Source organism: Caldimonas manganoxidans ATCC BAA-369 (assembly GCF_000381125.1).
GTDB lineage: Bacteria > Pseudomonadota > Gammaproteobacteria > Burkholderiales > Burkholderiaceae_C > Caldimonas > Caldimonas manganoxidans.
The window spans coordinates 13725-40478 of the sequence record NZ_KB905953.1 but is presented as its reverse complement, the minus strand read 5'-3'; the positions used below and the strand labels follow the sequence as shown (position 1 = coordinate 40478).

The window sequence follows — 26754 nt, the reverse complement described above, 5'->3', positions numbered from 1 at the left end:
ACCCGTTTCATGTGCTCAAGCGCCTGTGGGGCTTTGCCAAGGTGCGCTACCGAGGCCTGGCCAAGAACGCCAACCGCGCCTTCACGGCGCTGGCGATGGTCAACCTGTACATGGCCGCACGGCGCGTGCCGGCATTGGTGCGCCCGTAATGGGCCCATCATGGCCCGGGCGGGCGCCGAAGGGCCCGCCAGTAAGGCCCTCGAGGCCGTAGAACGCGCCAAAAACGCTCCGTTTCGCCCCGCGCAGGACAATCTCGCCGCGGCGCGGGGCTTGATCAGCGTTTCCTTAATTACCTGCCAGTCGTTGATCAATCCAGCTGAAGGCGCTTTGCACGTCATAGTTGCCAGCATGGCCGGTGTCCCACTGCAGCGCGAAGTCGACGGTACGAACTTTGCTGTCGGCTTTCAGGGCTTGGCTGATGTTGTAAGCCACGGTGAATGAAGTGTCGCGATCGCGTGCGCCGTTGCGGATGCGCCAGTGCCTGGCGATGCCATCGGTCTTTCCGATATACGGTAGGGCGTTGATCAGCTTGATCTGGTTGAGCAGGTAGTCGCGCTGCGGGGTGCCTGCCCAGGTGTAGCCGGTGTTGAGAAGGCCCACGTCGGCCTGCGGGGCGTTGATCGCGTCGCCACCGTTGTTGTTGTTCCAGCCGTACTCGGTGAAATTTGCGTACACCTGCGCGGCGGTGCCGAACAGGTTGGACTCGCCACCGCTATAGTTGGCGTAGATGGTGGCTCCGGCGTGGGTGGTATCTGCAGTGGCGGTAGAGGACAGCGCGAGGGTCTGCCCCACCTGATCGAAGGCCGGGACGGCTTTCAGGCGCGATTGCTTGGCCACGTACTTCAGGTAATTGGCCATGTTGAAGTATTTGACATTGCCTGAGGCATCTACGTCGATGAAGTCGTTGACGTAGCTCAGCACGCCGCTGCCTCCGGCCACACCGTTGGCCGACGTGGTACCGGTGGCGCCGAAGGCCACGAAAGACTTACCAGCCAGGACGTGGGCACTGGCCGACTTCTTGAACTCATCTTGCAACGCGGCGAGCAGGTTGTCGGTGGTGAGGGCGGCGCCGGTGTCGGTCTTCAGGCCCAGGCTCGCCTGGTAGGTAACGAACCGGTTCATCAACGTCAGACTGCCGACAGGGTCATTGTTGGAGGCACGCACCAATTCGTTGCCCGCAGTGTCGACGATCAGTCCGGCCTTTTGGTCGGCAGAGACGGCGGCGCGGGTGCCGAGCACGTTGAACATCCATTCATAGGCGAGGTCGGCGTTGCCCAGGTCCTGGATAGGGCAGTAAGCCACCACGGCGAACACGCTATCGCTGATCGAACTCTTGCCGTTGGCATCAATGCCGGCAGCGCCGACGGCCTGCAGGTAGGGCAGGTAGTCGACGTGGTCTCCGCTGGCGCCGAGCTGAACGGCCTGAGCACCACCGCCGCTAGTGCCGTTGACGATGATGCGTTCGGCGTTGCCGAACATCACGCTGTCATTCAGGCGGAGGTAGCGCACGGCCGCTTTGGCGTCGACGATGGCCGCGGGCGCCTTGCCTTGGTAGATTCCGTCACTGTAGACGCCCGCCGGCGCGGTGGCACCACGGCTGCGCGAGGCGATGTTGATGTAGACCATGCCACGGGCAAGCGCCGCGCCGACCTTGTCGGTGTCGCTGGTGCTGACGTAGCTTCTACCGTCCACGACGTCGGCGCCGCGGTAGTTGGTCGTGGTGATGGGGTCGGTACCGTTCCAACCGTTGAGGCCGCCCTGGTAGCTGGCGAACCAGCCGCCGTTATTGACGTTGAGCAGAATGGCGTTGTCCTGCCTTGCGGCATCAGCTTCTCGAACGAAGATGTTCATATTTTGGTAGCCGCAGGTCTGGTTGTCGACATTGGAGCCACGTTGATTTGGCGCCAGCGCCATGGGCTTGCCAACGTAGCAGACCTCGCGGTACCAGCGCACCGGCGTGGCTACGCCGTCGAGGGTGATGGTGATCGTCGTGTACTTCGTCGGGTCAAAGACCAACTGGCTGTCGTATACACCTGGGCCGACGATTTCGGGGGCAGGCGTTGAAGCGGCGTTGCTCGTGCCGCCTCCGCAGGCCGTCAGTAGGGTGGTAGCAGACAGGGTGGCGATGACAGTCGCCAGTGCTTGGCGTTGAATGGGTTGTTGCATGGTTGTCTCCTTTTTTGTGGGTGAGTCGGATCAATCGAGGCCGGTGTTGCTGCCTGGGTCGACGCGTTCACGTTCAGGCGTGGCATCCAATTCGAAGGTGGACGTTCTTTTCATTGCGAAGTGAGCTGCTTCTGACGACTTCTGGAAATGGCTGCGCACTGTACGCGGCCCGACCCCTGTGAAGAAGATTGCTCGTCAGAGGGGGCGATAACCTCGCGCCATCAGGGTTTCCCAGGGGGGGCGATGATTCGGAGCGCCGTCGTGTCTGTTCGTGATGAGCGTGCAAAGCTGATCGCCACCGCCTGGGGCGGCCATCTGCGCCGAGGTGGGCCGGCTCCTGCTGGAACGAGGGCGGCGCTTGAGCGCAGGCATGATCGTGGACGTCACCGTCTTCGCCGCGCCCCGCTCGACCAAGAACGAACCGCGCAACCGCAACCGAAGAGCCGCATCGGCGCACGCGTCGAGCCCCCGTTTCATGCGCTGGTCGGCTGTGTGGGGGCGTCAAGGTGTGCTACCACGGTCTGGCCAAGAACGCCAACCGCGCCTGCATCGCAATGCTGGGTCAGGCGGCCTGCAACGGGTCCACTGGAACCGCCATGACCAACAAAACAGTGCTGCCGGATGCCCGAACGGCCTACGTCGCTGTCTTACGGCAGCTTGATCAGCCTGTCCCAAATTCTCGATGTCTCGATGGAGTGGAGCGGCTCACAAAACGGCGTCGTGAGCTGTGCAAGCGGATGACGCAACGAGCCAGGGGCGAAAACGCCGCATGAGTGTCGAGGCTGTCTCCGACGTAGGCCATGCCCATGTGTGGGGGCTGTGCGTCATCGGCTGCCACGTTGCCCAAGGCGCGAGGCCTCATCGACGTTCTCGCACCGGAATCGGGGTTGCTCGGTCGATGGTCACTGCGGTCACGCTGTTTTGTGGCGAGCCTTCGATGACGCGGTCGGAGTAGGTGAGGTAGACGAGGGTGTGGCGCTTCACGTCCACCATGCGCACCACGTGCAGGCGTTTGAAGAGCAGGGACATGCGTTCGGTGAACACGTCTTCTTGCAGCGGCAGCGGCTGCTTGAAGGTCACGGGGCCGACTTGGCGGCACGCGATGGAGGCTTCGGAGCGGTCTTCGGCCAGACCGAGCGCGCCCTTGAGGCCGCCGGTGCGGGCGCGCGAGACGTAGCAAGTGACGCCCAAGACCTTGGGGTCGTCATAGGCTTCGACGACGATCTTGTGGTCCGGGCCCAGCCATTGGAAGGCGGTATCGACTTCTCCGAGGAGCTCTGCCTGGCTTGGCATGCTGCTCACCGCAGCGGCGAGGAGGAGGGCGCAAGGGACGGTGGGGTTCATCATGGGGGCGTACTCCTGGGGTGGCGAGGCCGAAGCGGCAGCGCCAGCAGCCCCACCAGGGCCAACGGGGCGAAGCCGTGCGCATGCCGTGGGATGCGTCAGTCGATCAATAGGTGAGTTGGAAGCGCTGCTGTCGCCAGCGCAGCACGGCCGCGCGCGGCTGGATGTGCTCGACCACCAGCTCGGGGCCCACCGAGTCGCCTTCCCGGTAGGGTTGGCCGTTGACGATGACGATGCGCTCGGACGGGGTGGTGGCGTAGATCAAGCCGCCCAAGCTCAGCGGGGGCAGGGCGCTGCGCACGGTCTCGGGCAGCTCCTGCAGGCGCGGGGCCGGGGCCGATGGGGCGGGCCGCTGGGCCGCTGCGGCCGCAGGCGGTGCGGGCTGCTGCGGCGCCAGGGGGGGCTGCGCCGTGTGAAGTGCGGCCGGCGGCGCCGCAGGCTCGGGCTGCAAGGCGGCGGCGGGGGCGGGCGGCCGTGGTTCGCTGGGCGGCCGTGGTGCCGCAGGCGCTGCGGCCTGAGGCGCCGGGCGCAGCGGCCGCGGCGTGGGGGTTGGCGAGGTGGCCGGCGCGGCTGGTGCGGGGCTGGGCGGCACGGCCGTGGGTGCAGGCGGGCTCTGCGGTGCTGAGGCGGGCGCTTGTGCGATGGGCGCTGCAAGGGGCGGCTCTTGCGCTGCCGGGGTCGGGAGGGCGGGTGGCCGTGGGGGGTGTTGCTGCGCGGCAGGTGGGGTGTCCACCGGCGTTTGGCGGCCCCACCAATAAGCCAGTCCCGGCAGCGCCAGGCCCAGCAGCAGACCCATGGCCCACCACAGCGGTGCTGGTGAGCGGTGGCTTGGCATCGCGGGTTCGGGGTCGATCCGGTGCTGGCTGTCCAGCCCGGGCACGGCACCGCGTTTGCGCTCGGCCTCGGCGCGTCGCAGGGCTTCGAGGATGTACGACATGGGCAGCGGCTTGAAAGGGTTCAGGGATCGGCGGACGCCGCAGGCGCCAGGTGGGGCGGCGCCGTGCGGGGCGCGGCGGCGGGCGAATGGGTGGGGGCCGTGGGCTCGGGCCGGCTCAGCGTCCAGGCGGCATAGCCCAGGCCGGCCAGGCCCAAGCCGGTGGCCAGCGCGGCCGCCAGGGGTCGCAGCGCCGGGCTGCGGTGCCAGCGCGGCCACCAGCGGCCGCCTCCGGCGAGGCCGCCGTCTTCCTCGTCGAAGACTTCGCGGGCGGCACGCTCGACGATGCGCGCGTCCACGCGGGGCTGGCCGCAGGCGTAGGCACCCAACAGGGCCCGGTCGCACAGCAGGTTGATGCGGCGTGGCACCCCGCGCGAGAGCCGATGGATGCGTTGGAGCGCGCCACGGTCGAAGGGCAAGGGGGTGCTCAGGCCGGCCACGCCCATGCGGTGGCGCACGTAGGCGACCGTGTCTTTCTCGTCGAGGGCTTGCAGGTGGTAGCGCGCGATCACGCGCTGGGCGAGCTGTTCGAGCTCGGGCCGGCGCAGCATGCGGCGCAGCTCGGGCTGGCCGATCAGGATGATCTGCAACAGTTTGCGCTCGTGGGTTTCCAGGTTGGTCAGCAGCCGCAGCTGCTCCAGCACGTCGGCCGAGAGGTTCTGGGCTTCGTCGATGATGAGCACGTTGTTGCGTCCCACCGAGTGCATGCGCAGCAAGAAGGCATTGAGCGCATCGACGTAGTCTTTCACCGTGGCCTGTCCGGGGCCGAGGTGTTCGATGGGCACCTGGAATTCCTCGCACACCGTGCGCAGCAGCTCCTCGACCGTGAGTTTGGGGTTGAACACATAAGCGACATTGCAGCGCTTGGGGATGCGTTCGAGGAAGCAGCGGCACACGGTGGTCTTGCCCGCACCGATCTCGCCGGTGAGCAAGACGAAGCCCCCGCCGGCGCGCACGCCATACAGCAGGTGGGCCAGCGCTTCGCGATGGCGCTCGCTCATGTAGAGATAGCGCGGGTCGGGCGCGATGGAAAACGGCGCTTGCGCCAGGCCGAAGAATTGCGCGTACATGATGGCTCAAGGATAGCGGGCGGCCGCAGCCGGCCCCAAGTCCAGCCGCACGGCAAAGCCTCGGTCCACCGGCTCCAAGGTCACCCGTCCGCCGTGCGCGCGGGCCACCAGGTCGGCCAGCATCAGCCCCAAGCCCACCTGGCCCTCGTAGGCTTGTTCATCCAGGGCTTGCTGGATCGCGCGTCGCCGCGCCTCGGGCAGGCCGGGGCCGTCGTCGCGCAGACGCAGCCCATTGCGTGGCGGCTCGGGGCCCTCCGCGTGTTCCAGCCACAGTTGGGACGCACCATGGCGGCTGGCATTGTCGAGCAAATTCGACAAGGCGGCAGCCAGCAAGTCGGGGTCGGCATGCAGTCGCAGATCGGGGGCGGCATGCACGAGCAGGCCGTCGATCGGCAGGTCCTGCAGCATGGCGTTCACATCGACCATGCGGCGGGTGGGCTCGGCGCCGCTGCGAAACAACGTGATGACCGCCGCCACCACACGGCGCAAGCGGCGCGAGGCCTCGCGCGCGCGCCGCAGCGCAGCCGAATGCTCAGCGGGCGAGGCCACCTGCGCGGCGGCCAGCTGGGCGTCCAGTCCGGCCAGCGGGGTGCGCAGCGCATGGGCCACCTGGGCGGCCACGGCGCGTTCCTGTCCGAGCCGGCGGCGCAGTCCGTCCCCGAGGCTGGCCACGGCGTCGCGCAGGGGTTGGAGTTCGAGTCGATCGGCCTCGGGCAAAGGCGGATGTTTCAAGGGGTCGTGACGGGCGATGCGTTCGGACCACTCGGTCAAAGGGCGCAACTCGCGCCGTACCCGTCGGCGCATCCACAGCACGAACACCGCGCCCACGCCCAAGGCGCTGGCGCTCACGCTCAGGGCCACGTCGGTGAGTGCTTCCAACCGTTCGGCACGGGTTTTTCCCACATACAACATGCTGCCATCGGGCAAGGCGCGGCCATACAGCCGCCAGGCTGCTGCGGCCGCTGGCGTGGTGGCGAATCCCGCTTGGGCGGTGGTCAGCCAAGGCTGCGACGGGGCGGCCGTGGATCGGGCGCGCAGCTGGCCGTCCAGACCCACCCATTGCCATGCGTAGCGGCCTGGGCCAGTGTCGCGGTGCAGGCCGGGCGGCTGTGGCGTCTGGGTCAGCAACCCGGCCAGCACCTCGGCCGACGCCACCAGGGTGTCGTCCAACAGCTCGTCGACTTCATGCCGCAGCGCCAGCCACACCGCCGCCGAGGCCAGCACCGCCCAGGCCAGCGACAGTGCCAGCACCGTGCGGGCCAGCCGACGCACGATCGAAGGCGGGGGCTTCATTCGGCGGCCTCGCTGGGGCGCAAGCGGTAGCCCAGCCCGCGCACGGTGTCGATCAGGCCGGGGCCGAGCTTGCGCCGCAGGTGTGAGACATGGACCTCCAGCGCGTTGCTGTGCACCTCGGCTTCGCGCGCGAAGACCAGGGCCTCCAGCTCGGCCTTGGGCACCAGCCGACCGGCGCGCAGGATCAAGGCTTCGAGCACCGCCCATTCGCGTGCGGTGAGCTCCACCGGCTGCTCGTCGCGGCGGACTTGCCGGCGGCCGAGGTCGATGCGCAGCGTACCCCAGCGCAGCGGCTGGCCGGCCCCGCCCTGCGCACGGCGCTGTACCGCGCGCAGGCGGGCCAGCAGCTCCTCCGGGTCGAAGGGCTTGACCAGATAGTCATCGGCGCCGCTGTCCAGCCCTTCGATGCGTTCGTGCACGCGGTCGCGCGCCGTCAGCACCAGCGCGGCGGTCGCGTCGCCTTGCCGGCGCCGCCGGCGCAGCCAGTCCAGCCCCGAGCCGTCGGGCAGCTGCCAGTCGATCAACCAGGCGTCATAGGGCTCGCTGGCCAGCACCTCGGCCTGCGCCACCTCGGTGACCCAATCCACCGCATGGCCCAGTGCGCCAAGGTAGTCGCGCAAGCCGCCGCCGAGCAAGCGGTCGTCTTCGATCAGGAGCAGTCGCATCGCAGGAAGCGCAGTCAAGTCCCCCACACGGGGTTGCAGACCGTACGCTAGCACGGCTGCGCCGGGGCTTCAGTTTGGCTTCAGGGTGAACGCTTGCAATCGCGGCATGTTTGTGTCTTTTCGTCTTCGGCCGGCCGTTCGTGCCGGCCGTGCGGTGCTGCGCCCCTGTCCTGCGGAAGTGCTGATCGTCGGCTTGAGCCTGTGGTGGCTGCTGATGGAGCACCACCGGTTCTTTGGCGCGGTGCGTGAACATCTGGGCAGCGCTTCATGGGGCGTGCTGGCCGCCTGGATGCTTGCCGTGCTGGCGTTGAACGTGGTGGTGTTGTCGGTGCTTGCGCCCGGGCGGGCGTTTCGCCCGGTGGCCGTCGCACTCACGCTGGTGGCGGCGGTGTCGAGCTATTACGTCGATCATTACGGCGTTTTCCTCGACCCCTCGATGCTGCGCAATGTGCTGCACACGCAGCCGGCCGAAGCGCGCGAGCTGTTGGGGGCAGGCTTGTTCTGGCATGTGCTGGTGCACGCGGGCCCGCCAAGCGCGGTGGTGATGCTGTGGCCGTTGTCGCGCCGCTCCTGGCCGCAGGCGTTGGCGTGGCGGGCGGCCACCGTGCTGGGGGCCAGCGTGGTTTTGATCGCCGTGGTGATGGCCACGTTCCAGCCCTTGGCTTCGCTGATGCGCAACCACAAAGAACTGCGTTATTGGTTGCTGCCGGCCGCCCCGCTGTGGTCCGTCGCGAAAGCGTTGACGGGCGATGCCAGGCAAGCGACCGGCCCGCGCACGCCCCTCGGGCTGGATGCACAACGCATCCTGCCGCCGGGCCCGCGCCGACCGCGGGTGGTGGTCCTGGTGGTGGGCGAGACGGCGCGCGCGGCCAATTGGGGATTGAATGGTTATGCCCGTCAGACCACCCCCGGCCTGGCCGAGCGTGGGGTGATCAATGTGGCGCCGGTGCAAAGCTGCGGCACCAACACCGAGGTGTCGGTGCCGTGTTTGTTTGCGCCGGTGGGGCGGCGCGATTATGACGAAGACCGCATCCGCCGCAGTGAGTCGCTGTTGCACGTGCTGGCCCGGGCGGGCTGGGCGGTGCAGTGGATCGACAACCAAACCGGCTGCAAAGGCGTGTGCGAGGGGCTGCCCTACACGACCGTGGCGCAGCTGGCCCCGCCGCAGCTGTGCCACGACGGCACCTGCTGGGACGAAGGCCTGCTCACCGGGCTGGACGACCGGCTGAAGCGTTTGCAAGACGATCAGGTGCTGGTGCTGCACATGCTGGGCAATCATGGCCCGTCGTACTTCCGGCGCTATCCGTCAGCGTTTGCTCGCTTCCAACCGGAATGCCGGGAAGATGAGTTGCAGCGCTGCTCACGCGAGGCCATCGTCAATGCCTATGACAATGCCTTGCTTTACACCGACCATGTGCTCAGCCGCCTGATCGATACCTTGAAGGCCCATGCCGCGCAGGTGGACAGCGCCATGCTCTATGTCTCCGACCATGGCGAATCCTTGGGCGAGGCGCAGCTGTATTTGCACGGCCTGCCCTATGCCATCGCCCCGGCCGAGCAAACCCGCGTGCCGATGGTGATGTGGTTCTCGCCGGGCTATGCGGCGGGCTTGTCCCTGGATGAGGGCTGCTTGCGCCAGCGCGCCCTGCAAGGCGCCGCGCACGACCACGTGTTTCACACCGTCTTGGCGCTTGCGGGGGTGAGCACGGCGCTGTACGAGCCGGCCTGGGATTTGATCGCGGGCTGCCGCCGGCCGCCGGCCGCAGCGCAGCGGCCGGCGCCATGACTCCGCGGCAAGCTTCACAAGGGCCGGCGCTGCTGGCCGCTGCGCTGCTGATCCTGGCTTGGGAGGCGCTCGGCGGCGATCTGTGGGTGGCCCACCGACTGGGCGGCGCGGCGGGGTTCCCGTGGCGCCACCATTGGCTGACCGAGACCGTGTTGCACGAAGGCGGGCGGGCGCTGTCCGGCGTGGCCCTGGTGCTGTGGGCCGCCTGGGCCATGGGGCCGCAGACCGAGGGCAGGCCGTCACGGCGTGAGCGCTGGCGGGCTTGGGTGCTGAGCCTGGGCTTGCTGTTGCTGGTGCCGGCGATCAAGCGGCTCAGCCTGGCCAGCTGTCCCTGGGACATGCATGATTTCGGCGGCGCGGCACGCTATGTGTCGCATTGGTTGTCGTGGTGGCCGGCCCAAGGCGATGGCGGCCCAGGACATTGCTTTCCGGCCGGACATGCGACCGCCGCATTTGCCTTCTTGCCCGGGGTGTGGATGTGGGCGGCGCACGACCGCCGCATGGCCATGCGCTGGGCGCTGGCGGTGGTGAGCGCCGGTGTCTTGCTGTCGCTGGGACAAACCCTGCGCGGGGCGCACTTCGTGAGCCACCATCTGTGGACCGCGTGGCTGTGCTGGGCCTGCAGCGCCATGCTGGCGCCTCGCAGGCTGGCGCGGGCGCCGGCCGTGATCCGTGATGCACAATCTTTGGATGCCTGTACCCACCTTACGTCGCTTGCTGGCGCCGCAGCGCAGCCCTGGCAGCAACAGGAAGCTCGGACGGATCCTGGCCTTCGTCGCTGGCGCCATCAATGCCGGTGGCTTTTTGGCCGTGCATCGATACACCTCGCACATGACCGGCATCGTCTCGGCGATCGCCGATGATTTGGTGTTGGGTCAGATGGCACTGGCCTTGGGTGGGGCGGCCTCGGTCGGGGCTTTCGTGGCTGGCGCGGCCACGACCGCCGGTTTCGTCCATTGGGCCCGACGGCGACAGATGCACAGCGAATACGCCTTGAGCCTGTTGCTGGAGGCCGTGTTGTTGTTGGTGTTCGGGCTGCTGGGGGCTCATCTGGCCTGGCGGGCGGACCTGATCGTTCCGGCCACGGTGCTGTTGCTGTGTTTCGTGATGGGCTTGCAAAACGCGCTCATCACCAAGATCTCTCGGGCCGAGATTCGCACGACGCACATGACCGGCATCCTCACCGACTTGGGCATCGAGCTGGGGCGCTTGTTTTATTGGAACCGCGATCCGCGGGCCAATGCGCAGTATGTCGTCCGCGCCAATCGCGACCGCTTGCGCCTGCATGCGCAGGTGCTGGGCTGTTTTCTGAGCGGAGGCATCGTTGGTGCGGCTGCATTCAAATCGTTCGGCTTTGTTGCGGCCGTGCCGTTGGCCGTGTTGCTGGCGGCGCTGGCGGTCGTTCCGGTGCTGGACGATGTGCGTCGGATGCTGGCGCGCTGATGGGCGCACGGATGGGCGCACGGATCCGACGGTGGGCTGGCTGAGGCTCAAGCAGGGCGTGGGCGCCAAGGCATCACGTGCACCAGCTCCGGGTCGAGCCGCAGGCCCAGCGACGTGCCTGGGTGCAGCCCCAACCGCCGCGGGCCGGACACGGTGAGCTTGAGCCTCACGCCAGGCAGCTCGGCCAGTTCACACCCCACCAGGCTGATCTCTCCGAGGTGGCGGGCTTCACGCACCGTGACGCGCCAGCCGTCGACCGCCTCATCGGCGTCCAGCAGGTGCAAGCCTTCGCTGCTGATGACCCAATGCACGGCTTGGCCCGCGGCGATCTTGCCTTTGTCCCGCACGCGCAGGCGCAGGCCCTCGCCGGGGGCGGCGCCTGGCGCCTGCCAGCACAGCCATGCCTGCCCGGGCTGATCCGCCGGGCCCAGCCACACGCCTTCGAATCGGTTTTGCAGCCCCACCAGATCGGCCACGCGCGCATTGCGCGGGGCCCGATGGATGTCGGCCGGGCTGCCTTGCTGAAGCACCCGCCCGGCATCCATCACGACGAGCTGATCGGCCAAGAGTCGGGCTTCGTGCAAGTCGTGCGTGACCAGCACGATGGGGATGGCCAGTTCGCGCCGCAGATCGGCCAACAAGGCGTACAGACCTTGGCGATTCATCTGATCCACGGCCGAGAACGGTTCATCCAGCAGCAGCAGCTTGGGCTCGCGCGCCAGCGCGCGGGCCAGCGCCACACGTTGCTGCTGCCCCCCGGACAGTTCGGCCGGCCGGCGCCCATGCAGCGCCGCATCCAGGCGCATGTGCTCGAGCCATTGACGCGCGCGGGCGTTGCGCTGCGCGCGCGGCAGATGCAGCATCGACAAGGCCACGTTGTCCTGCGCACTGAGGTGCGGCATCAGTGCATAGTGTTGGAACACCAGGCCCACGTGCCGTTCCTGCGGGCGGCGGTGCACGCCGGCGGCCGTGTCGCACCAGACCTCCTCGCCCACTTGGACGCGGCCCCGCGCGGGCCGCATCAGGCCGGCCAAGATGCGCAGCATCGAGGTTTTGCCGGCCCCGGAGGGGCCCACCAGCGCAGTCAGCTCACCGGCTGCACAGCCAAAGCGGCCCTGCAGCGGCATGGGGTGCGTCTGCTCGATCTCGACGAACAGGGCCGTGTTCATCGCTTCACCCACAACCGGGCCGATGCGAAGAAGGACGCGGCCACCGCGCCGAGCGAAAACAGCAGCAGCACCAGCGCCATGCGGTCGGCGGCTTGCAGGTCGAACGCCTGCACCCGGTCGTAGATCGCGATGGCGATGGTCTTGGTCTCACCGGGGATGCTGCCGCCGACCATCAGCACCACGCCAAACTCGCCCAGCGTGTGCACGAAGGTCAGCACCATGGCCGACAGCACGCCCGGCCATGCCAGTGGCAGCTCGATGCGCCAAAAGGTTTGCCAACCCGACAGGCCACTGACCGCGGCGGCCTCGGCCAGATTGCGCGGGATCGCCTCGAAGGCGCGTTGCACGGGCTGCACCATGAAGGGGATGTTGAATATCACCGAGGCCAGGAGCAAGCCGGTGAAATTGAACGTCAGGCGGATGTCGAAGTGGTCGGCCAACCATCGCCCCAGCGGCGAGGCCCCGCCCAGCCCCACCAGCAGGTAGTAGCCCAGCACCGTGGGCGGCAGCACCAGGGGCAGCACCACCACGGCTTCGATCCATGCTTTGCCCGCCATGCGAGTGCGAGCCAACCAGCGCCCCAAGATCAAGCCCAGCGGCAACAGCACGGCCAGCGTGGCGGCGGCCAGCTTCAGCGACAGGACCAGTGCCTGCCAGTCCATGGCGCGTCACTCTTTGGGGAGCTCGAAGCCGTAGCGACTCATGATCGCCTGGGCGGGTGGGCGGATCAGGTAGTCGTAGAACGCCTCGAGCGCTGGCGGTGCGTCTTTCATCAAGACCATGCGCTGACGCAAGGGCTGGTGCCAGGACTCGGGAATCAGCTCGAACTGGCCCCGCCGAGCCACCGAAGGAGCCCGGGCCAGCGACAGCGCCACGATGCCCGCTTGGGCCGCGCCCGAGGTGACGAACTGGGCCGCTTGGGAAATGTTCTCCCCATACACGAGGTGCGGCTGCAGGGCCGACCACAGGCCGGCATGCTGCAAGGCTTCTTTGGCGCGGGCCCCATAGGGGGCATGCTCGGGGTTGGCGATCGCAAAGCGCTGGAGGCGGCCGTCGCGCAGGGCCGCGGCCACATCGCGCAGTTGGCCGTCGGCTTTCAAGGGCGAGCCCTGCGGCACCAGGATGCCGATGCGGCCCAGCGCGTACAGGCGTCCGCGGTCACGGGTCTTGTCCGCGTCGGCGAGTTTGAAGACGAAGTCCTCATCGGCCGACATGAACATCTGAAACGGCGCGCCCTGCAAAATCTGCGCATAGAAGTGGCCCGAGGAGCCGAACACCAGGCGCAGTTCATGCCCGGTGTCGCGTCGGAACTGAGCGGCCACTTCCTCCAAAGCGAACTTCAGGTCCGAGGCCGCGGCCACGGTGGGCGGCGTCTGAGCCCCCACCGAGGCAGAGGCCCAGACCAAGCAGGCCAGCCCAATGCCAATGAACCGTCGCAACATCGCAACCCCCCGGGACGCCGTCTTGCACACCACCTCGATATCTATGTCCATCGATATCGTTCGTGGAGTATAACGATGAAAGTCGCCCCAGCCCCTCCCATGCCTGCCCAGCGCCTGTCTCCTGTTCCTGCGAGGGCCCATGCCCAGACGCGGTTTCGCGTGCAGATCAAACATGCCGTGGCCATCGGCCCGGGCAAGGCCGATGTGCTCCAGTGCATCGACGAGACCGGCTCTTTGGCCGAAGCCGGGCGGCGGCTGGGCATGAGCTACCAGCGGGTGTGGTCGCTGGTGCAAGCGATGAATCGAGACTTCGTCGAGCCCTTGGTGCTCACCCAGCGCGGGGGCGCGGCGGGCGGGGGCGCGCAGCTCAGCGCCACCGGGCGCAAGGTGCTTGAGCTGTACCGGCGTATCGAAGCAGACGCGCAGCGCGCCATGCTGGCGCGCTTGCCGGAGCTGGTGGCACTGATTCGTCCCGAGGCCGGGTCATGAGCCGTGAGGGCCCGGAGCGTCACCAGGTGTGGCTCTATCGGAGACCCCCGCCTGGGGGTGTTCGTCACCCAGTCGTGGGCGGGCCTGTTGGGTCGGGTGGCGGACGTGTGGGCCGTGCCGCGCAGGCTGTTCCGTCGACGGCCCGGCCCACGGCACTGGCTCACTGTTTGATGGCTTCGACCTGGATGAGCAGTTTCACGTCGTCAGCCATGCCCATCTTCAGTCCATAGTCCATGCCCCAGCGGCTGCGCTGGATGGTGGTTTCGAAGTCTCCGCCGCAGACCTCGCGCTTGAGCATGGGGTGCTGCGTGCAATTGAAGCGCTTGGCCTTGAGCACCACCGGATGGGTTTGTCCCAGCAAGGTGAGCGTGCCGGCGACTTCGGAGACTTTGTCGCCGTCGAAGCGGAACTGATCGGCAACGAATTTGGCGCTGGGGTGTTCGGCCGAATTGAAAAAGTCCTTGCTTTGCAGATGGCGGTTGAACTGCGCCGTGCCGGTGTTGATCGAGGCGGTGTCGATCGTCAGCTCCACTTTGCCGGTCTTGCCCGCGCGGTCGAACTGCACCGTGCCTTCTTTCTTGTCGAAGCGGCCCCGGTTGGTGCTGATGCCCAGGTGATCGACTTCGAATGTCACGAAGGTGTGGGTCGGGTCGATGACATAGGTGGCGCTTTGGGCCGACGCGGCCCAGGACGCAGCGCCGATGGCGGCGGCCACGGCCGTGGTGTACAAAGTCTTAGGCATGCATGCTCCTTGCGGTGAGAAAAAAGGGGGGACGACGGTCGAGAACAGCGGCCGGGCACAGACGGCGGCCCTCAAAGCGCCGGCACGCCGGTCAAGGCCAGTTTGAAGCGCACTTGCACCTCATTGGCCACCATCGAAGTGTCGGCCCATTCGCCGTCGCCGATCTTGAAGGCCAGGCGCTGCAGCGTGAACTGCCCGCTGGCGGTGGTGGTGCCGCCGGTCTGGCTCAGGGCCACGGGCACGACCAGGTCGCGGGCCGTGCCTTTGAGGCTGAGCTGGCCGCTGACTTCGAAGCGTCCGCCGCCCAGGGCTTTGATGCTGCGCGAGACGAAGCGCGCCTGCGGGAAGCGGGCGGTATGGAACCACTCGGGCTTGACCAGCTCGGCCTCGACTTCGGCCGCGCCCAAGCTGGCGCTGGTCAGATCGACGGTGAAATCGATGCGTCCGGCTTCGGGTTTCTTGGGGTCGAAGCTCAGTTGCGCGTTGAAGCGCTTGAATCGACCTTCGACCGGCACGCCGAGCTGGCGGCTGGTGAAGACGATTTCGCTTTGCGCCGGCAGAAGTTTTTGTTGCGCGAAGGCCGGCCCGGCCATCAACAGCGAGGCGGCCAGCAGCGGCGCGGTCAGGAGTTTGAGCATAGGAAGGCTGCGGTCATGAAAAAAACAGGTCAACGGCCCCACCACATGCGCCGCAGCAGGCCGTCGCGGTCGATGAACTGGTGCTTGAGCGCACCCAGCACGTGCAACACGATCAAGGCGGCCAGGGCATATGCCAGGAGGCCATGCCAGGGTTTGAGGGCCTCGGCCAAGGCCCGGTCGGCCGGCACGAAGTCCGGCAGGGGCAGCCAGCCAAAGAGCACCACGGGAAAGCCGGCGGCCGAGCTGTAGGCCCAGCCGACCAGCGGCACGGCGAAAAACAGCCAATACAGCGCCCCATGGGTGCCTTGGTGCGCGATGCGCTGCCACGTGGGCATGTGTTGCAGCACGTGGGGCGGCAGGGCCGGCGGGCGGTGCGTCCAGCGCCACGACAGACGCCAGATCGACAGGGCGAGGATGACGATGCCGGCCCATTTGTGCCAGTTGTAAAGCTTGAGCCGAGCCGGCGACATCGGCAGCTCGGTCATGTACATGCCCAAGGCCAACATCCCCAGCAGCCCCAGGGCCAGCAGCCAGTGCAACACGATGGCGGTGGAGGTGTAACGGTCTGAGGCGGCAGGCATGGTGATCGTGGCAGGCAAGGGCAAGGCCGAAAGCAGCCGAAAAGCATAGACAGCGCTGGGGCGCAGAGGTTCACCGCGCTTGATGGCAATGTTCGAAGGCTTTGAAACGAATCGTGTCCCCAAGGCGGCGGAATCGGCCGCGCCCAGCGACAATCGATCCCCATGAAACGCTCCATGTCGATGAAATGGCGTGGTGCCTGCGCTGCGCTGGCCTGGCTGGGCATGACCCGTGCCGTGGCCGATGCGCCCTGGGTCGCGCCCGAGACCTTGCCGTCGGCGCTGGCCGCCTGTGCCGCCGTGGCCGCGGACCGGGAGCGCCTGGCCTGCTATGACCGCTTGGCCGCGCGACCGGCCTCGGCGCAGCAGAGCACTTCGGCGGCGTGGGCGGGCGGGCCCTCGGCGGCCGGCGGCGCCGAGGCCGAGCCTGCGCCGACCTCGAGCCCGACGGGGCTGTGGTCCCGTTTCTGGGAGCTCGAGCGGGCCGACAAGCGAGGCACTTTCCGCTTCCAGACCTACCGCCCCAATTTCCTGCTGCCGGTGCATCACACCAGCCGGGTCAACCAAGATCCCAGCAGTCCCACTCGCCCCAGCCCCGGCAACCTGCCGGACTACAAGCATCTGGGGGCGAAGTTGCAACTGTCGATCCGCACCAAGCTGTTCGAAGGACTGCTGCTGCCCGAGGGCGACTTGTGGTTCGGCTACACGCAGCAGTCGCTATGGCAGGTGTGGAACCCGCGCGAATCGGCTCCCTTCCGCAGCACCGACTATGAACCCGAGCTGATCTATGTGGCGCCGGTGCCGGAGGTGCTGCGCCGGCTGCCCTGGGGCTGGCAATGGCGCATGGCGCAGCTGGGTCTGTCGCACCAGTCCAACGGACAGGCCGAGCCGCTGTCCCGTTCTTGGAACCGGGTGTACCTCGGGGCGGGCTTCGAGCGGGGCGAGGTCGGCTTTTTGGCGCGCCTGTTGCGGCGTCTGCCCGAGCCGGCCTCGGACGATGACAACCCCGACCTCACCCATTACCGAGGCCGCGCCGATTTCGCGCTGACCTGGGTGCCTGGCCGGGCGACGGCCTCGCTGCTGTACCGCAGCACGCTGCGCGACATCGACCGCGGCGCCTTGCAATTGGACTGGACCTATCCGGTGGACCCCTCCCATCCAAGGGGCTTGCGCTGGTATGTGCAGCTGTTCCATGGGTATGGCGAGACCTTGCTGGATTACAACGTACGCCAGACCAGCCTGGGGATCGGTTTGACCTTGTTCGAGTTTTGAGCCCCGCGCTGCGAGGCGCTGCGGGGGGTGTCCAAAGCCCGGGTGTGGGTCGTTTCACGGCACGGCCGGTGCGTGGAGCTCGGGCGCTTGCCACAGCGGGCGTGCGGCCTCGCCCCAGGCCTGCTGCAAGGGGGCCGGCAGCAAACGGCGGCGCAGCAGAAAGTCCAGCGTGACCAAGGCGGCATCCGTGCTCATGGCGTCGGTGCCGAGCAGCTGCACCACCTCCTCGATCGGCAGCAGCTGGTGCTCGGCCACTTCGCCGTCCATGTTGTGGGGGCGCAGTCCGCGCGGCAGCTCCAAGTCATAGACATAGATCTGCTCGTTTTGCACGCCTTCGGGCACGTCGCGCAGTAGGTGCACGACGCGTCCGGGCGTGGCGCGCCGCGCGGTGGCCTCGGGCAGCCCGGACTCCTCCCAGCACTCCCGCACCAAGGCTCGAAACGGCGTCTGGCCGTAGGGCACGCCGCCGGCCACTAGATTGTCCAACTTGCCCGGGTCGGTGGGTTTGTGCCAGGCGCGACGGGCGATCCACAGATGCGTGATCGCCCCGCCGGGGGCGCGCACATAGCCGTTGAGATGGGCGGCGAAGGTCAAGGTGCCCCACACGCGGGCGGCGGCCCGCTCGATGCGCGCCAGCGGCGGCATCTCGACCCCGGTGCTCACCGCGAAGGTTTCGTCGCGCCAGCCCGGCACCAAGCCATGCGCGCGCAAGACGGCATTGGTGCGCGCCAGCGCGAGCGAGCGTTGCTCGACGCTGAAGAGCCGGTCGTCCATCTGCACGGCGTCGCGGCCGATTTTCAGCCAGGGGGCGCAGGTGCCCAGCACCGGCAGCAGCGATCGGGCCACCGAGCCCACCAAATGTCGATAGATGAAGAAAGGCACACGCCGCTGCGGCGCCAGGGCACGGGCCGCCGCGATGGCGGGGCATGGACTTGCGGACTGCGGCATGAGGCCACCAGTGTAGACAGCCCGGCCGCCACGGGCGATCCCCGGCTCCAGGGGACCGAGGGCCGGCCCATGGCCGGTCGTCTCAGGCGGCTTTCGCGGCGGCGGCTCCTTCGCGCCACTGACGCAGCAAGGCCTCCCACCGTGGCAGCACCTGCGCGAGATGGCGTTCCTTCACATGGCCGTAGCCGCGGATCTGCTCGGGCAGGCGCGCGATCTCGACGGCCAGCGAGAGATTGCCTGCATGCAGGCCGGCCAACAACTCCTCGATCGTGTCCTTGTAGCGGCCGATCAGCGCGCGTTCCATTTTGCGTTCGGCCGTGTGGCCGAAGGGGTCCAAGGGCGTCCCCCGCAGGACCTTCAGGGGAGCCAGCAGACGAAACGCCTTGAGCATCCAGGGGCCGAAGGGTCGCTTGACCAGCTCCCCGCGTTCATTGCGCTTGGCCAGCGCTGGCGGGGCCAGGTGGTAGCGCAAACGGTAGTCGCCCTCGAACTGTTGGGCGATCTTGTCCAGGAACGCCGGGTCGCTGTGCAGGCGGGCCACCTCGTATTCGTCCTTGTAGGCCATCAGCTTGAACAGGTAACGGGCCACCGCCTCGGTCAGCCGGGTGCTGCCCAGCCGGGCCTCAGCGGCTCGCACGCGCTCGACGAAGCCTTGGTACTGCGTCGCGTAAGCCGCGTTCTGATAGCCCGTGAGGAATTCCACCCGCCGCGCGATGATCTCGTCCAGGCTGGTGGCCGGCTTGCGCACGAATTGCACCACCTGCCCCGCAGGCTGCGCCAAGGCCATCACCGCGGCCAGATCGTGTGCGGCGCGGCGGCCCCATTCGAAGGCCGCTTTGTTGTTCTCGACTTGCACTGCGTTGAGCTCGATGGCGCGCATCAGTGCGGCATGGGTCAGCGGGATCCACCCCTTTTGCCAGGCAAAGCCCAGCATCATCGGGTTGGTGTAGATCGAGTCGCCCAGCAGCTGCACGGCCAAGTGCTCGGCATCCAGCCGGCCGACCTGGGCCTCGCCCACCGCCTGCACGATGGCGGTGTCGCAGGTGCTGGCCGGGAACTGCCAATTGGGGTCGTGCACGAAGGCCGCAGTGGGCGTGCCGTGCACATTGAGCGCCACGCGGGTACGGCCTTCGCGCATGGCCGTCAGCGTGGTCTTGGTGGCCGTCACGATGGGGTCGCAGCCGATGACGAGGTCGGCTTCGGCCGTGCCGACCTTGGTGGTCAGGATGGCCTCGGGCCGGTTGGCGATCTGGATGTGGCTCCAGGTGCTACCGCCTTTCTGGGCCAGACCGGCGGCGTCTTGCGTGACCACGCCCTTGCCTTCCAGGTGGGCGGCCATGCCCAGCAGCTGGCCGATCGTGATGACGCCGGTGCCGCCCACGCCGGCCACGATGATTCCGTAGGCCGTCTCGGCCGGCGGCAGGGTGGGCTCGGGCAGGGCGGGCAGACGTGACGGATCGGGCCGGGCCGACTCTTTGCGGGCCGATCGCAGCTGGCCGCCCTCGACGGTCACGAAGCTCGGGCAAAAGCCCTTCACGCAGGAGAAGTCCTTGTTGCAGGTGCTTTGGTTGATGCGGCGCTTGCGGCCGAATTCGGTTTCGACCGGCTCCACGCTGAGGCAGTTGCTCTGCTCGGAGCAGTCGCCACAGCCTTCACAGACCAGTTCGTTGATCACCACGCGCTGGGCCGGCTCGGCCATCGTGCCGCGCTTGCGGCGGCGGCGCTTCTCGGTGGCGCAGGTCTGGTCGTAGATGATGGCCGTGCAGCCGGGGATCTCACGGAACTCGCGCTGAATGCGGTCCAGTTCGTCGCGGTGATGCACGGTGACGCCTGGCAACAACGGCGCGCCGCGGTATTTCTCGGGCTCGTCGGTGACGATCACCAACTTGGCCACGCCTTCGGCCACCAGGCTTTGCATGATCTGCAGCACCGAGTGGCCCTCGGGGCGCTCCCCCACGCGCTGGCCGCCGGTCATGGCCACCGCGTCGTTGTAGAGGATCTTGTAGGTGATGTTCACGCCTGCGGCGATGCTTTGGCGGATCGCCAGCAGGCCGCTGTGGAAGTAGGTGCCGTCGCCCAGGTTGGCGAAGATGTGCCGCTCCTTCGTGAAGGGGGCCTGGCCGACCCAGGGCACGCCCTCGCCGCCCATTTGCGTGAAGGTGGAGGTGTTGCGGTCCATCCACACCGTCATGTAGTGACAGCCGATGCCGGCCACGGCGCGCGAGCCTTCGGGCACGCGGGTGCTGGTGTTGTGCGGGCAGCCGCTGCAGAACCATGGCAGGCGGTCGGTGGCGGCCACCAGGGTTTGCTCGCTGCGCTCTTTGGCTTCGATCAGTGCGACGCGTGCACGCACCCGGGCTTGCTGGTCGGCGCTCAATCGTTGCATCAGGCCGGTTTTTTCCAGGCGCTGCGCGATGGCCTTGGCGATCAACGCGGGGTTCAGGTCGGCCTGGGCGCGCAGCAGCCAGTTCGACGCCGGGTTGGGCATGGACCATTCGCCGCCGGAGTGATCGCCTTCGGGTTCGTTGAACTTACCCAGCACGTTCGGACGCACGTCCTCGCGCCAGTTGTAGAGCTCTTCCTTGAGCTGGTATTCGATGACTTGGCGCTTTTCCTCGATGACCAGGATCTCGTCCAGCCCGGTGGCGAATTCGCGCGTGATGGTGGCCTCCAGCGGCCACACCACGGTGACCTTGTGCAGCCGGATGCCGATGGCGCGACACAGCTCGTCGGTCAGGCCCAGGTCGTGCAGCGCTTGGCGGGTGTCGTTGTAGGCCTTGCCGGAGGCGATCAGGCCCAGTCGGGCCTGGGGGGAGTCGATGACCGTGTGATTGAGCCGGTTGGCCCGCACATAGGCCAGCGCGGCATACCACTTGTAGTTCATCAGCCGCGCCTCTTGCTCCAGCGGAGCGTCGGGCCAGCGGATGTGCACCCCGCCTTCGGGCATGACGAAGTCTTCCGGCAGCACGATGCGCACGCGGTCGGGGTCGATCTCGACGCTGGAGGCCGACTCCACGATTTCCTGAATGGTTTTCATGCCGGCCCACACACCGGCAAAGCGGCTCATCGCAAACGCATGCAGCCCCAGGTCGAGGATCTCCTGCACGCTGGTGGGGAAGAACACCGGAAAGCCCACGGCCTTGAACACGTGGTCGCTCTGGTGGGCGGCGGTCGAGCTCTTGGCGATGTGGTCGTCGCCGGCGATGGCGATCACCCCGCCGTGGCGGGCCGTGCCGGCCATGTTGGCGTGCTTGAAGACGTCCAAGCAGCGGTCCACGCCCGGGCCTTTGCCGTACCAAATGCCGAAGACCCCGTCGTATTTCTTGTGCTCGGGGTAGAGGTCCAGCTGCTGCGTGCCCCACACGGCCGTGGCGGCCAGCTCCTCGTTGACGCCGGGCTGAAAGACGATGTGGTGAGCCGCCAGGTGCTTTTGGGCGGCCCACAAGGCCTGGTCATAGCCACCCAACGGTGAGCCGCGGTAGCCGCTGATGAAACCCGCGGTGTTCAGCCCGACCCGGGCGTCGCGCTCGCGCTGCAGCATGGGCAGGCGCACCAGGGCCTGGATGCCGCTCATGAAGGCGCGGCCATGGTCGAGCGTGTACTTGTCGTCCAAGGAGACGGTTTCGAGCGCCTTGCGGATGGCCTCGGGCAGGGGTGCGTTCATCGCGGGACTCCTCGTGGTGGTCCTTCGGGGCTGGCCTGCGAGCGCGCGGGTGGCGCCCGCCCACAGGTCTGGGGCAATGCTTCACAGTGTAGAAAGACCGGCCCGACAAGTCTTTCTTTTCTTTGCCGGTTTGACCGCTGATTCAGGAATAATCTTTCCTTGGACAGTCGTTTGGAGAAACAAGTGCCCTCGAAATCGCAGGAATCAGGGAAAACCCGAGGCTCGGGCGGGGGCGAAGCGGCGCACGAGGGCCTGGACCGCTACGACGTGGCCATCCTGGCCGAATTGCAGCAAGATGCGCGCCTGAGCAATGCCGAGCTGGCCGCTCGCGTGGGCTTGTCGCCCACGCCGTGCTGGCGGCGCGTCAAGTGGCTGGAGGAGCAGGGCTATATCAAGGGCTACCGTGCGGAGATCGACCGGCACAAGATCGGCCTGGGGGTGTTGGCCTTCGTGCGGGTGGATGCCGAGCGCAACAACGCGCAAGACACCCGGGCTCTGGAGGATGCGATCCGCGCCTTGCCCGAGGTGATCTCATGTCATTACATCTCGGGCACGGGCACGTTCGAACTGCAAGTCATGGCCACCGATTTGCAGGCCTATTCCCGCTGGTCCATGGACACCTTGTTCCGCTTGCCCAATGTGAAGGACTTGCACACCAGTTTCTCTTTGGGCGAGGTCAAGGCGAGCTCGGCGCTGCCGTTGAATCATCTGCGTCCGGGCTCGCGGCGTTGAGCTGCGCGGCGCTTTGCAGCTGGGCGGTCAAGGCGCGCACGTCCACCGGCTTGACCCAATAGCCCATGCAGCCGGCGGCCAGGAGTTCGTCGCGGCGAAAGCGGTCGTCATAGGCCGTGATCGCCACGATCGGGATGTCGCGCGTGTGAGGGTGGGCTTTGAGGTGACGTACGAAGCTCAAGCCATCCATGCCTGGCAGCTGCAGGTCCAGCAAAATGACATCGGGGCGGCGGGCCAGCACGGTGCCGGCGGCCGCCTCAGCCGAGGTGTTGGACAAGACCATGTGGCCTTGCAGCTCCAGTGCCTCGCTCATCAACCGCAAATCGATGCGATCGTCCTCGACCACCAGCACCCGAGCCTTGCGTGCCGGGGCCACAGGCGTGCGGTGCCGGTGCAGCAGCTCGGCCACTTGTTGGGGCAGACGCCGCGTGTCGATGGGTTTGGCGATATAGGCCACGCAGCCGGCCTGCAGGGCTTTGAGATCGTCGCCCTTCATCGCATGGGCCGTCACGGCCACCACCGGAATGTGCTGCCATCGCGGCTCGGCCTTGAGGCGACGGCAAAAGCTCAGCCCATCCAAGCCAGGCAAAGCCAGGTCGAGCAGGATCAAATCGGGCTGGTGGTCTTGCAACCAGGCTTGGGCTTGTTCGGCGTCGGGCACGGGCACCACGGTGTACCCGGCCAGCTCCAGCACGTCGCGCGCCAGCTTCAGATTCCAGGGGTTGTCATCGACGATCAACAAGGTGGCACTCATGGCGCGGCGGCCTCCAGCGTCGTGTGCCAGGGCAGCCACACCGTGAAGGTGCTGCCTTGGCCGGGCGTGCTTTGCACCTCGATGCGTCCGCCGTGCAGTTCGACCAGTTTGCGCGTCAGGGCCAGCCCCAGCCCCGTGCCCTCATAGCGGCGCGACAGGCCCCCATCGAGTTGCCGGAAGGCTTCGAACAAGTGCCCCAGGTCCTGCGGGGCAATGCCGATGCCCGTGTCGCTGACCGACAGCTTCAACCAATGCAAGGGCGGCTGGCTCGACACCTCCATCCGCACCCCGATGTGGCCACCGCTGTCGGTGAACTTGACGGCATTGGACAGCAAATTGAACAAAATCTGTTTGAACTTTTGCCGATCCAGCCGCACCGGCGGCAGCGCCGCCGGCAGCAGCGTTTGCACCTGCATCGACTTTTTGCGCGCTTGGGCATTGATGATGGTGCACACTTCTTGGAGGGCTTCTTCCACCCGGAACACCTCCGGGCGCAGGTCCATCTTGCCTGCCTCGATCTTCGACAAATCGAGCACGTCGTTGATCAGTTGCAGCAAATGGCGGCCGCAGTTGAGGATGTCTTGCACGTATTCCCGTTGCTTGGCATTGAGCGGGCCGGCCAGCTCGTCGATCAGCAATTCCGAAAAGCCCAGCACGCCATTGAGCGGCGTCCTCAGCTCGTGGGACATGTTGGCCAAGAACTCGCTCTTGAGCCGGTTGGCCTCGTGCAAGGAGGCTTCGATGCGTTTGCGTTCGGTGGCATCGCGGATGGCCGCCGAGATCACCAGGCCGTCTTCGGTTTCGATCGGACTGAGGCTGATTTCCACCGGAAATTCCGAGCCGTCCTTGCGCAACCCGGCCAGCTCCAATCCGGCGCCCATCGAGCGCACCTTGGGGTTGCTCATGAAGCGTGCCCGGTGGTCGGGATGCACGCCGCGCAGCCGGGACGGCACCAAGATCTCGATGCTTTGCCCGAGCAGTTCGGAGCGCGACCAGCCAAACAGCCGCTCCGTCTGAGAGTTGATCAGCACGATGCGGCCGTGGGCGTCGACGATGACCATTGCATCGGGGGCCGATTCCAACAAGTCTTTGAACTTGCGGTCGGCGCGCCGGCGCAGCTCTTCGCGCTCACTCAGGTCCCGCACGGCGCTGACGATCAGGACCCCCTCGTCGCTGACCATCGGGCTCAAGCTGATTTCCACGGGAAACTCTCGCCCGTCGCGCCGCTGCCCCAACAATTCCAAGCCGGCTCCCATGGTGCGCGCCCGTGGCGCCTGGGCGTATCGGCCGCGGTGCGCGGCATGCACGGCCCGCAAGCGCTCGGGCAACAACTGTTCGACCGGCAGCCCCAGCCATTGCCGCGAGGCGTAACCGAACATGCGCTCGGCCTGGGTGTTGGCATACACGATGCAGCCGCTGGCATTGGCGATCACGATCGCATCCGGGACGAACTCCAGCACCGTGCGATAGCGCGATTCGATCCATTGCGCCTGACGCAACACCTTCAGGTGCGTCACGTCTTTCATCGTGCACAAGTAGCACTGCAAGCGGCCTTGGGGGTCCAGCACGGCCTTGGTCGATGCGCTGACCGACACCAACGAGCCGTCGCGGCGCCGACGCTCGACTTCCTCGACCACCACGCCTTCGTCGCGCGCCCGAGCCAGGCTCTGGGCCACGGCATCGGCCTGCCCGGCCGGCGCGATCAAATCGGACAGCAAGACCCCCGCAGCCTCTGCGGGGTCGTAGCCGAACAACTGCTGTGCCGTGGCATTGAGCTCGCACACCCGCCCATCGGGCGAGAGCAACATCACGGCGTCCGGGCAGTCATCGACCAAGACACGCCACAGACTGGGCAGATCGTTCATCGGCACGGCACCGTCGCGCGAACCACGATGGCCTCACGATCGGCCCTGGCTTGACGAAAGTCAAGCCCCGCCGTGGCGCGGGCGTGCGAAAGATGACACCACGCCCGTCTCAGCGCACGCTATAGCCCCGTCCTTCCATGCAGGCCGACCAGGCGCGCCGATAGTTGTCCCGCAGCGTCGGGCTGTCCTCCATCGGCTGGCCGCTGCCCAGCCAGCTCGGGTCGAAGCGGCTGACCGACACCGCCCATTCGTGGCACTGGAACTGGTCGTCGGCTTGTTGCTGAGCGCTTTGTTGGCGCGCAGGGTATGCGATCGGATAGTCGAAACTCGCACTGGCGGCCTGGCTCGGGGGCTCTACCACCTGGTATCCCCCGGTGGACAGCGGGGCGTAGTACACGTCATCGAGCACGTAATACACCGAGGGACCCCAATACACCACCCGGTGATAGTAGGGCAGGGTGCTGACGTACAGACCGACCGGCGGACGCACCACCACATAGGCGCTGCCGCGGCGGCTGTACCACACCCCCTGGTAGAACCAGTACGGCGCGCCCAAGTAGACCGTGGAGTAGGTGGTGGGGGGCAGCTGATAGACCACATGACCCGGGCGCGGCGGACGAGGCGGTGGCACCGGCTGCCAGCTGCCGCCACTCGAGGCCGGCGGGGGCTGGCCCTGCCAGCGGCGCCCATCGTCCCATGAGCGATCCTCGTCACGGGGGCGACCCGGCCGGGCCGACCCGTCCCGCTCGGGCGGGCCGTCGCGCAGCCGAGCGGGACGCTCCGGGGCCGGCCCATCGCCCGACAGGCGCGATTCCCCCACGCGGGGCGGGCGTTGCCCTTGACCAAAACGCTCGCCCACACGCGGACCGTCTTGCCAACCCCGGTGCTGCTCGACCACCCGGCTCAGCGGGTGGGGGCGCTCGCGATCGGCATCACGGCCATCCTTGGGACGCCAGCCCTCCTGGGCCCAGGCGCCGCTGGCGGTCCACAGGGCCGCCAGCAGCCAGGGCCAGGGGCGGCGCAGCGGGGTGGGCAGTTTCAGCATAGGGCCTCCTGGTGGCACGGTGTCAGCGTACCGCATAGCCTCGGCCGCTCATGCAGGCGGCCATGGCACGGCGCAGCTCATCGTACGCCGGCGGCGGCAAGGCCGATGCGGCGGCCTGCGCATTGAGCCGTCGGGCTTCCTCGGCGCGCGCCTGGTCCGAGGCGGCGCCGATGATGGCCCCCAACACCAGCCCGACGGCGGCGGCTTCGCCCGCATGGCGCGGGGAGGAGGCCGTCAGGCTGCCGACGATGGCCCCGGCGGCGGCGCCCAGCGCGGTGTCACGTCCCGGCTCAGGGTCGTAGACGGTGGCCAGCGGCGCCCTCGTGCTGCGACCCACCGGGATCATGCCCGGATCGCGCCCGGTCTGCTGGACGGCCCAGCGGTAGCACTCATAGCGGTCGCGGTGCTGGCGGCGCTCGTCCTGACCCTGCATCGGATAGAAGTACAACGGCTGGCTGGCGGCGGCCGGCACGGCCGAGGCCACCGGCACGGCCCGTGGGGTTGCGCAGCCGCCCAGAGCCGCCGCCAGCACGGCAGCCCCGGGCAAGCCACCCCATCGCAGCCAAGCTCGCGAGGCAGTCAAGGGAGTTGACTTCATGGCCTGCATGGTGCAAGTGTCGTGCGTCTGCCGTGCAACGGGTGCGTGAACCGATGTAAAGACCCTGCCGGCGGCTGCGGGCCAGCGACCGGCGCATACCGATTCAACGTTTCAGTC

At 67.5% G+C, this 26754-nt stretch carries 23 protein-coding genes and 2 pseudogenes; 7 read left to right on the top strand and 18 right to left on the bottom strand.

Annotated features, from left to right (window positions below):
* A pseudogene (locus F615_RS19950) lies at positions 1-149 on the top strand (IS5/IS1182 family transposase); the annotation flags it as partial.
* Positions 150-285: 136 nt separating this feature from the next.
* Here F615_RS19950 and F615_RS0112810 read toward each other — a convergent pair.
* The 6 genes from F615_RS0112810 to F615_RS0112780 form a co-directional block, all read right to left on the bottom strand.
* Positions 286-2166, bottom strand: a complete 1881-nt coding sequence (locus F615_RS0112810) for a subtype B tannase (protein ID WP_019561589.1) — start codon at positions 2164-2166, stop codon at positions 286-288.
* 858 nt (positions 2167-3024) lie between these two features.
* On the bottom strand, positions 3025-3459 hold the full coding sequence (locus tag F615_RS0112800) for a CreA family protein (RefSeq protein ID WP_245558363.1): 435 nt from the start codon (positions 3457-3459) through the stop codon (positions 3025-3027).
* A gap of 157 nt (positions 3460-3616) precedes the next feature.
* Positions 3617-4447: a general secretion pathway protein GspB gene (locus F615_RS0112795; RefSeq protein ID WP_019561587.1), complete on the bottom strand. Its 831-nt coding sequence runs from the start codon at positions 4445-4447 to the stop codon at positions 3617-3619.
* A 20-nt stretch (positions 4448-4467) separates the two neighbouring features.
* Positions 4468-5514 carry an ExeA family protein gene (locus F615_RS18555; RefSeq protein WP_019561586.1) on the bottom strand — a complete coding sequence of 349 codons (1047 nt, stop codon included), beginning with the start codon at positions 5512-5514 and terminating at the stop codon, positions 4468-4470.
* A 6-nt stretch (positions 5515-5520) separates the two neighbouring features.
* Positions 5521-6807 (bottom strand): sensor histidine kinase, encoded by a 1287-nt coding sequence (locus tag F615_RS0112785; RefSeq protein ID WP_019561585.1) that lies wholly within the window; start codon positions 6805-6807, stop codon positions 5521-5523.
* Complete coding sequence (locus tag F615_RS0112780) at positions 6804-7472, bottom strand: winged helix-turn-helix domain-containing protein (RefSeq protein ID WP_019561584.1); 669 nt, start codon at positions 7470-7472, stop codon at positions 6804-6806. The genes F615_RS0112785 and F615_RS0112780 overlap by 4 nt, the downstream gene beginning before the upstream one ends.
* 106 nt (positions 7473-7578) lie before the next feature.
* On the opposite strand from F615_RS0112780, the gene F615_RS0112775 reads away from it, so the two are divergent.
* From F615_RS0112775 to F615_RS0112765, 3 genes and pseudogenes are all read left to right on the top strand, one after another.
* Positions 7579-9258: a phosphoethanolamine transferase gene (locus tag F615_RS0112775; protein ID WP_019561583.1), complete on the top strand. Its 1680-nt coding sequence runs from the start codon at positions 7579-7581 to the stop codon at positions 9256-9258.
* A pseudogene (locus F615_RS20740) lies at positions 9255-9878 on the top strand (phosphatase PAP2 family protein); the annotation flags it as partial. The gene F615_RS0112775 and the pseudogene F615_RS20740, both read left to right, overlap by 4 nt.
* Before the next feature lie 70 nt (positions 9879-9948).
* Positions 9949-10701, top strand: coding sequence for a YoaK family protein (locus tag F615_RS0112765; RefSeq protein WP_026330299.1), 753 nt, complete (start codon positions 9949-9951; stop codon positions 10699-10701).
* 47 nt (positions 10702-10748) lie between these two features.
* Here the strand turns inward: F615_RS0112765 and F615_RS0112760 are convergent, their stop codons facing one another.
* The 3 genes from F615_RS0112760 to modA are packed head-to-tail and all read right to left on the bottom strand — an operon-like array spanning position 10749 to position 13363.
* Positions 10749-11870 carry an ABC transporter ATP-binding protein gene (locus F615_RS0112760; RefSeq protein WP_019561580.1) on the bottom strand — a complete coding sequence of 374 codons (1122 nt, stop codon included), beginning with the start codon at positions 11868-11870 and terminating at the stop codon, positions 10749-10751.
* The gene (modB, locus tag F615_RS0112755) at positions 11867-12532 is read right to left on the bottom strand and encodes a molybdate ABC transporter permease subunit (protein ID WP_019561579.1); all 666 of its coding nucleotides are present in this window, start codon (positions 12530-12532) and stop codon (positions 11867-11869) included. Before modB ends, F615_RS0112760 begins: the two co-directional genes overlap by 4 nt.
* Positions 12533-12538: 6 nt before the next feature.
* On the bottom strand, positions 12539-13363 hold the full coding sequence (gene modA, locus F615_RS0112750; RefSeq protein WP_245558362.1) for a molybdate ABC transporter substrate-binding protein: 825 nt from the start codon (positions 13361-13363) through the stop codon (positions 12539-12541).
* A gap of 108 nt (positions 13364-13471) precedes the next feature.
* Here modA and F615_RS0112745 point away from each other — a divergent pair, with 108 nt between their 5' ends.
* Positions 13472-13801, top strand: coding sequence for a winged helix-turn-helix domain-containing protein (locus F615_RS0112745; RefSeq protein WP_232301028.1), 330 nt, complete (start codon positions 13472-13474; stop codon positions 13799-13801).
* A gap of 160 nt (positions 13802-13961) precedes the next feature.
* Here the strand turns inward: F615_RS0112745 and F615_RS0112740 are convergent, their stop codons facing one another.
* From F615_RS0112740 to F615_RS0112730, 3 genes are all read right to left on the bottom strand, one after another.
* Positions 13962-14543: a YceI family protein gene (locus F615_RS0112740; protein ID WP_026330297.1), complete on the bottom strand. Its 582-nt coding sequence runs from the start codon at positions 14541-14543 to the stop codon at positions 13962-13964.
* A gap of 71 nt (positions 14544-14614) precedes the next feature.
* On the bottom strand, positions 14615-15181 hold the full coding sequence (locus F615_RS0112735) for a YceI family protein (RefSeq protein ID WP_019561575.1): 567 nt from the start codon (positions 15179-15181) through the stop codon (positions 14615-14617).
* A gap of 29 nt (positions 15182-15210) precedes the next feature.
* A complete protein-coding gene (locus F615_RS0112730) occupies positions 15211-15762 on the bottom strand; it encodes a cytochrome b (protein WP_033371455.1) in 552 nt (183 codons plus the stop codon).
* A 162-nt stretch (positions 15763-15924) separates the two neighbouring features.
* On the opposite strand from F615_RS0112730, the gene F615_RS0112725 reads away from it, so the two are divergent.
* Positions 15925-17031 carry a phospholipase A gene (locus F615_RS0112725; protein ID WP_026330295.1) on the top strand — a complete coding sequence of 369 codons (1107 nt, stop codon included), beginning with the start codon at positions 15925-15927 and terminating at the stop codon, positions 17029-17031.
* Between the two features lie 54 nt (positions 17032-17085).
* Here the strand turns inward: F615_RS0112725 and F615_RS18545 are convergent, their stop codons facing one another.
* Positions 17086-17979: an NUDIX hydrolase gene (locus F615_RS18545; RefSeq protein WP_019561572.1), complete on the bottom strand. Its 894-nt coding sequence runs from the start codon at positions 17977-17979 to the stop codon at positions 17086-17088.
* Between the two features lie 82 nt (positions 17980-18061).
* Positions 18062-21643, bottom strand: coding sequence for an indolepyruvate ferredoxin oxidoreductase family protein (locus F615_RS0112715; RefSeq protein WP_019561571.1), 3582 nt, complete (start codon positions 21641-21643; stop codon positions 18062-18064).
* A 183-nt stretch (positions 21644-21826) separates the two neighbouring features.
* On the opposite strand from F615_RS0112715, the gene F615_RS0112710 reads away from it, so the two are divergent.
* On the top strand, positions 21827-22375 hold the full coding sequence (locus F615_RS0112710; RefSeq protein ID WP_156824636.1) for an Lrp/AsnC family transcriptional regulator: 549 nt from the start codon (positions 21827-21829) through the stop codon (positions 22373-22375).
* On the opposite strand, the gene F615_RS19700 is transcribed toward F615_RS0112710, so the two are convergent.
* From F615_RS19700 to F615_RS0112690, 4 genes are all read right to left on the bottom strand, one after another.
* Positions 22320-23129, bottom strand: coding sequence for a response regulator (locus F615_RS19700; RefSeq protein ID WP_019561569.1), 810 nt, complete (start codon positions 23127-23129; stop codon positions 22320-22322). The two genes, F615_RS0112710 and F615_RS19700, sit on opposite strands and share 56 nt — an antisense overlap.
* Positions 23126-24994: a PAS domain S-box protein gene (locus F615_RS0112700; RefSeq protein ID WP_019561568.1), complete on the bottom strand. Its 1869-nt coding sequence runs from the start codon at positions 24992-24994 to the stop codon at positions 23126-23128. Before F615_RS0112700 ends, F615_RS19700 begins: the two co-directional genes overlap by 4 nt.
* Before the next feature lie 109 nt (positions 24995-25103).
* Positions 25104-26039, bottom strand: coding sequence for a DUF6515 family protein (locus tag F615_RS20505; protein WP_019561567.1), 936 nt, complete (start codon positions 26037-26039; stop codon positions 25104-25106).
* A gap of 22 nt (positions 26040-26061) precedes the next feature.
* Positions 26062-26622, bottom strand: a complete 561-nt coding sequence (locus F615_RS0112690; protein WP_019561566.1) for a glycine zipper 2TM domain-containing protein — start codon at positions 26620-26622, stop codon at positions 26062-26064.
* Positions 26623-26754 lie beyond the last annotated feature (132 nt).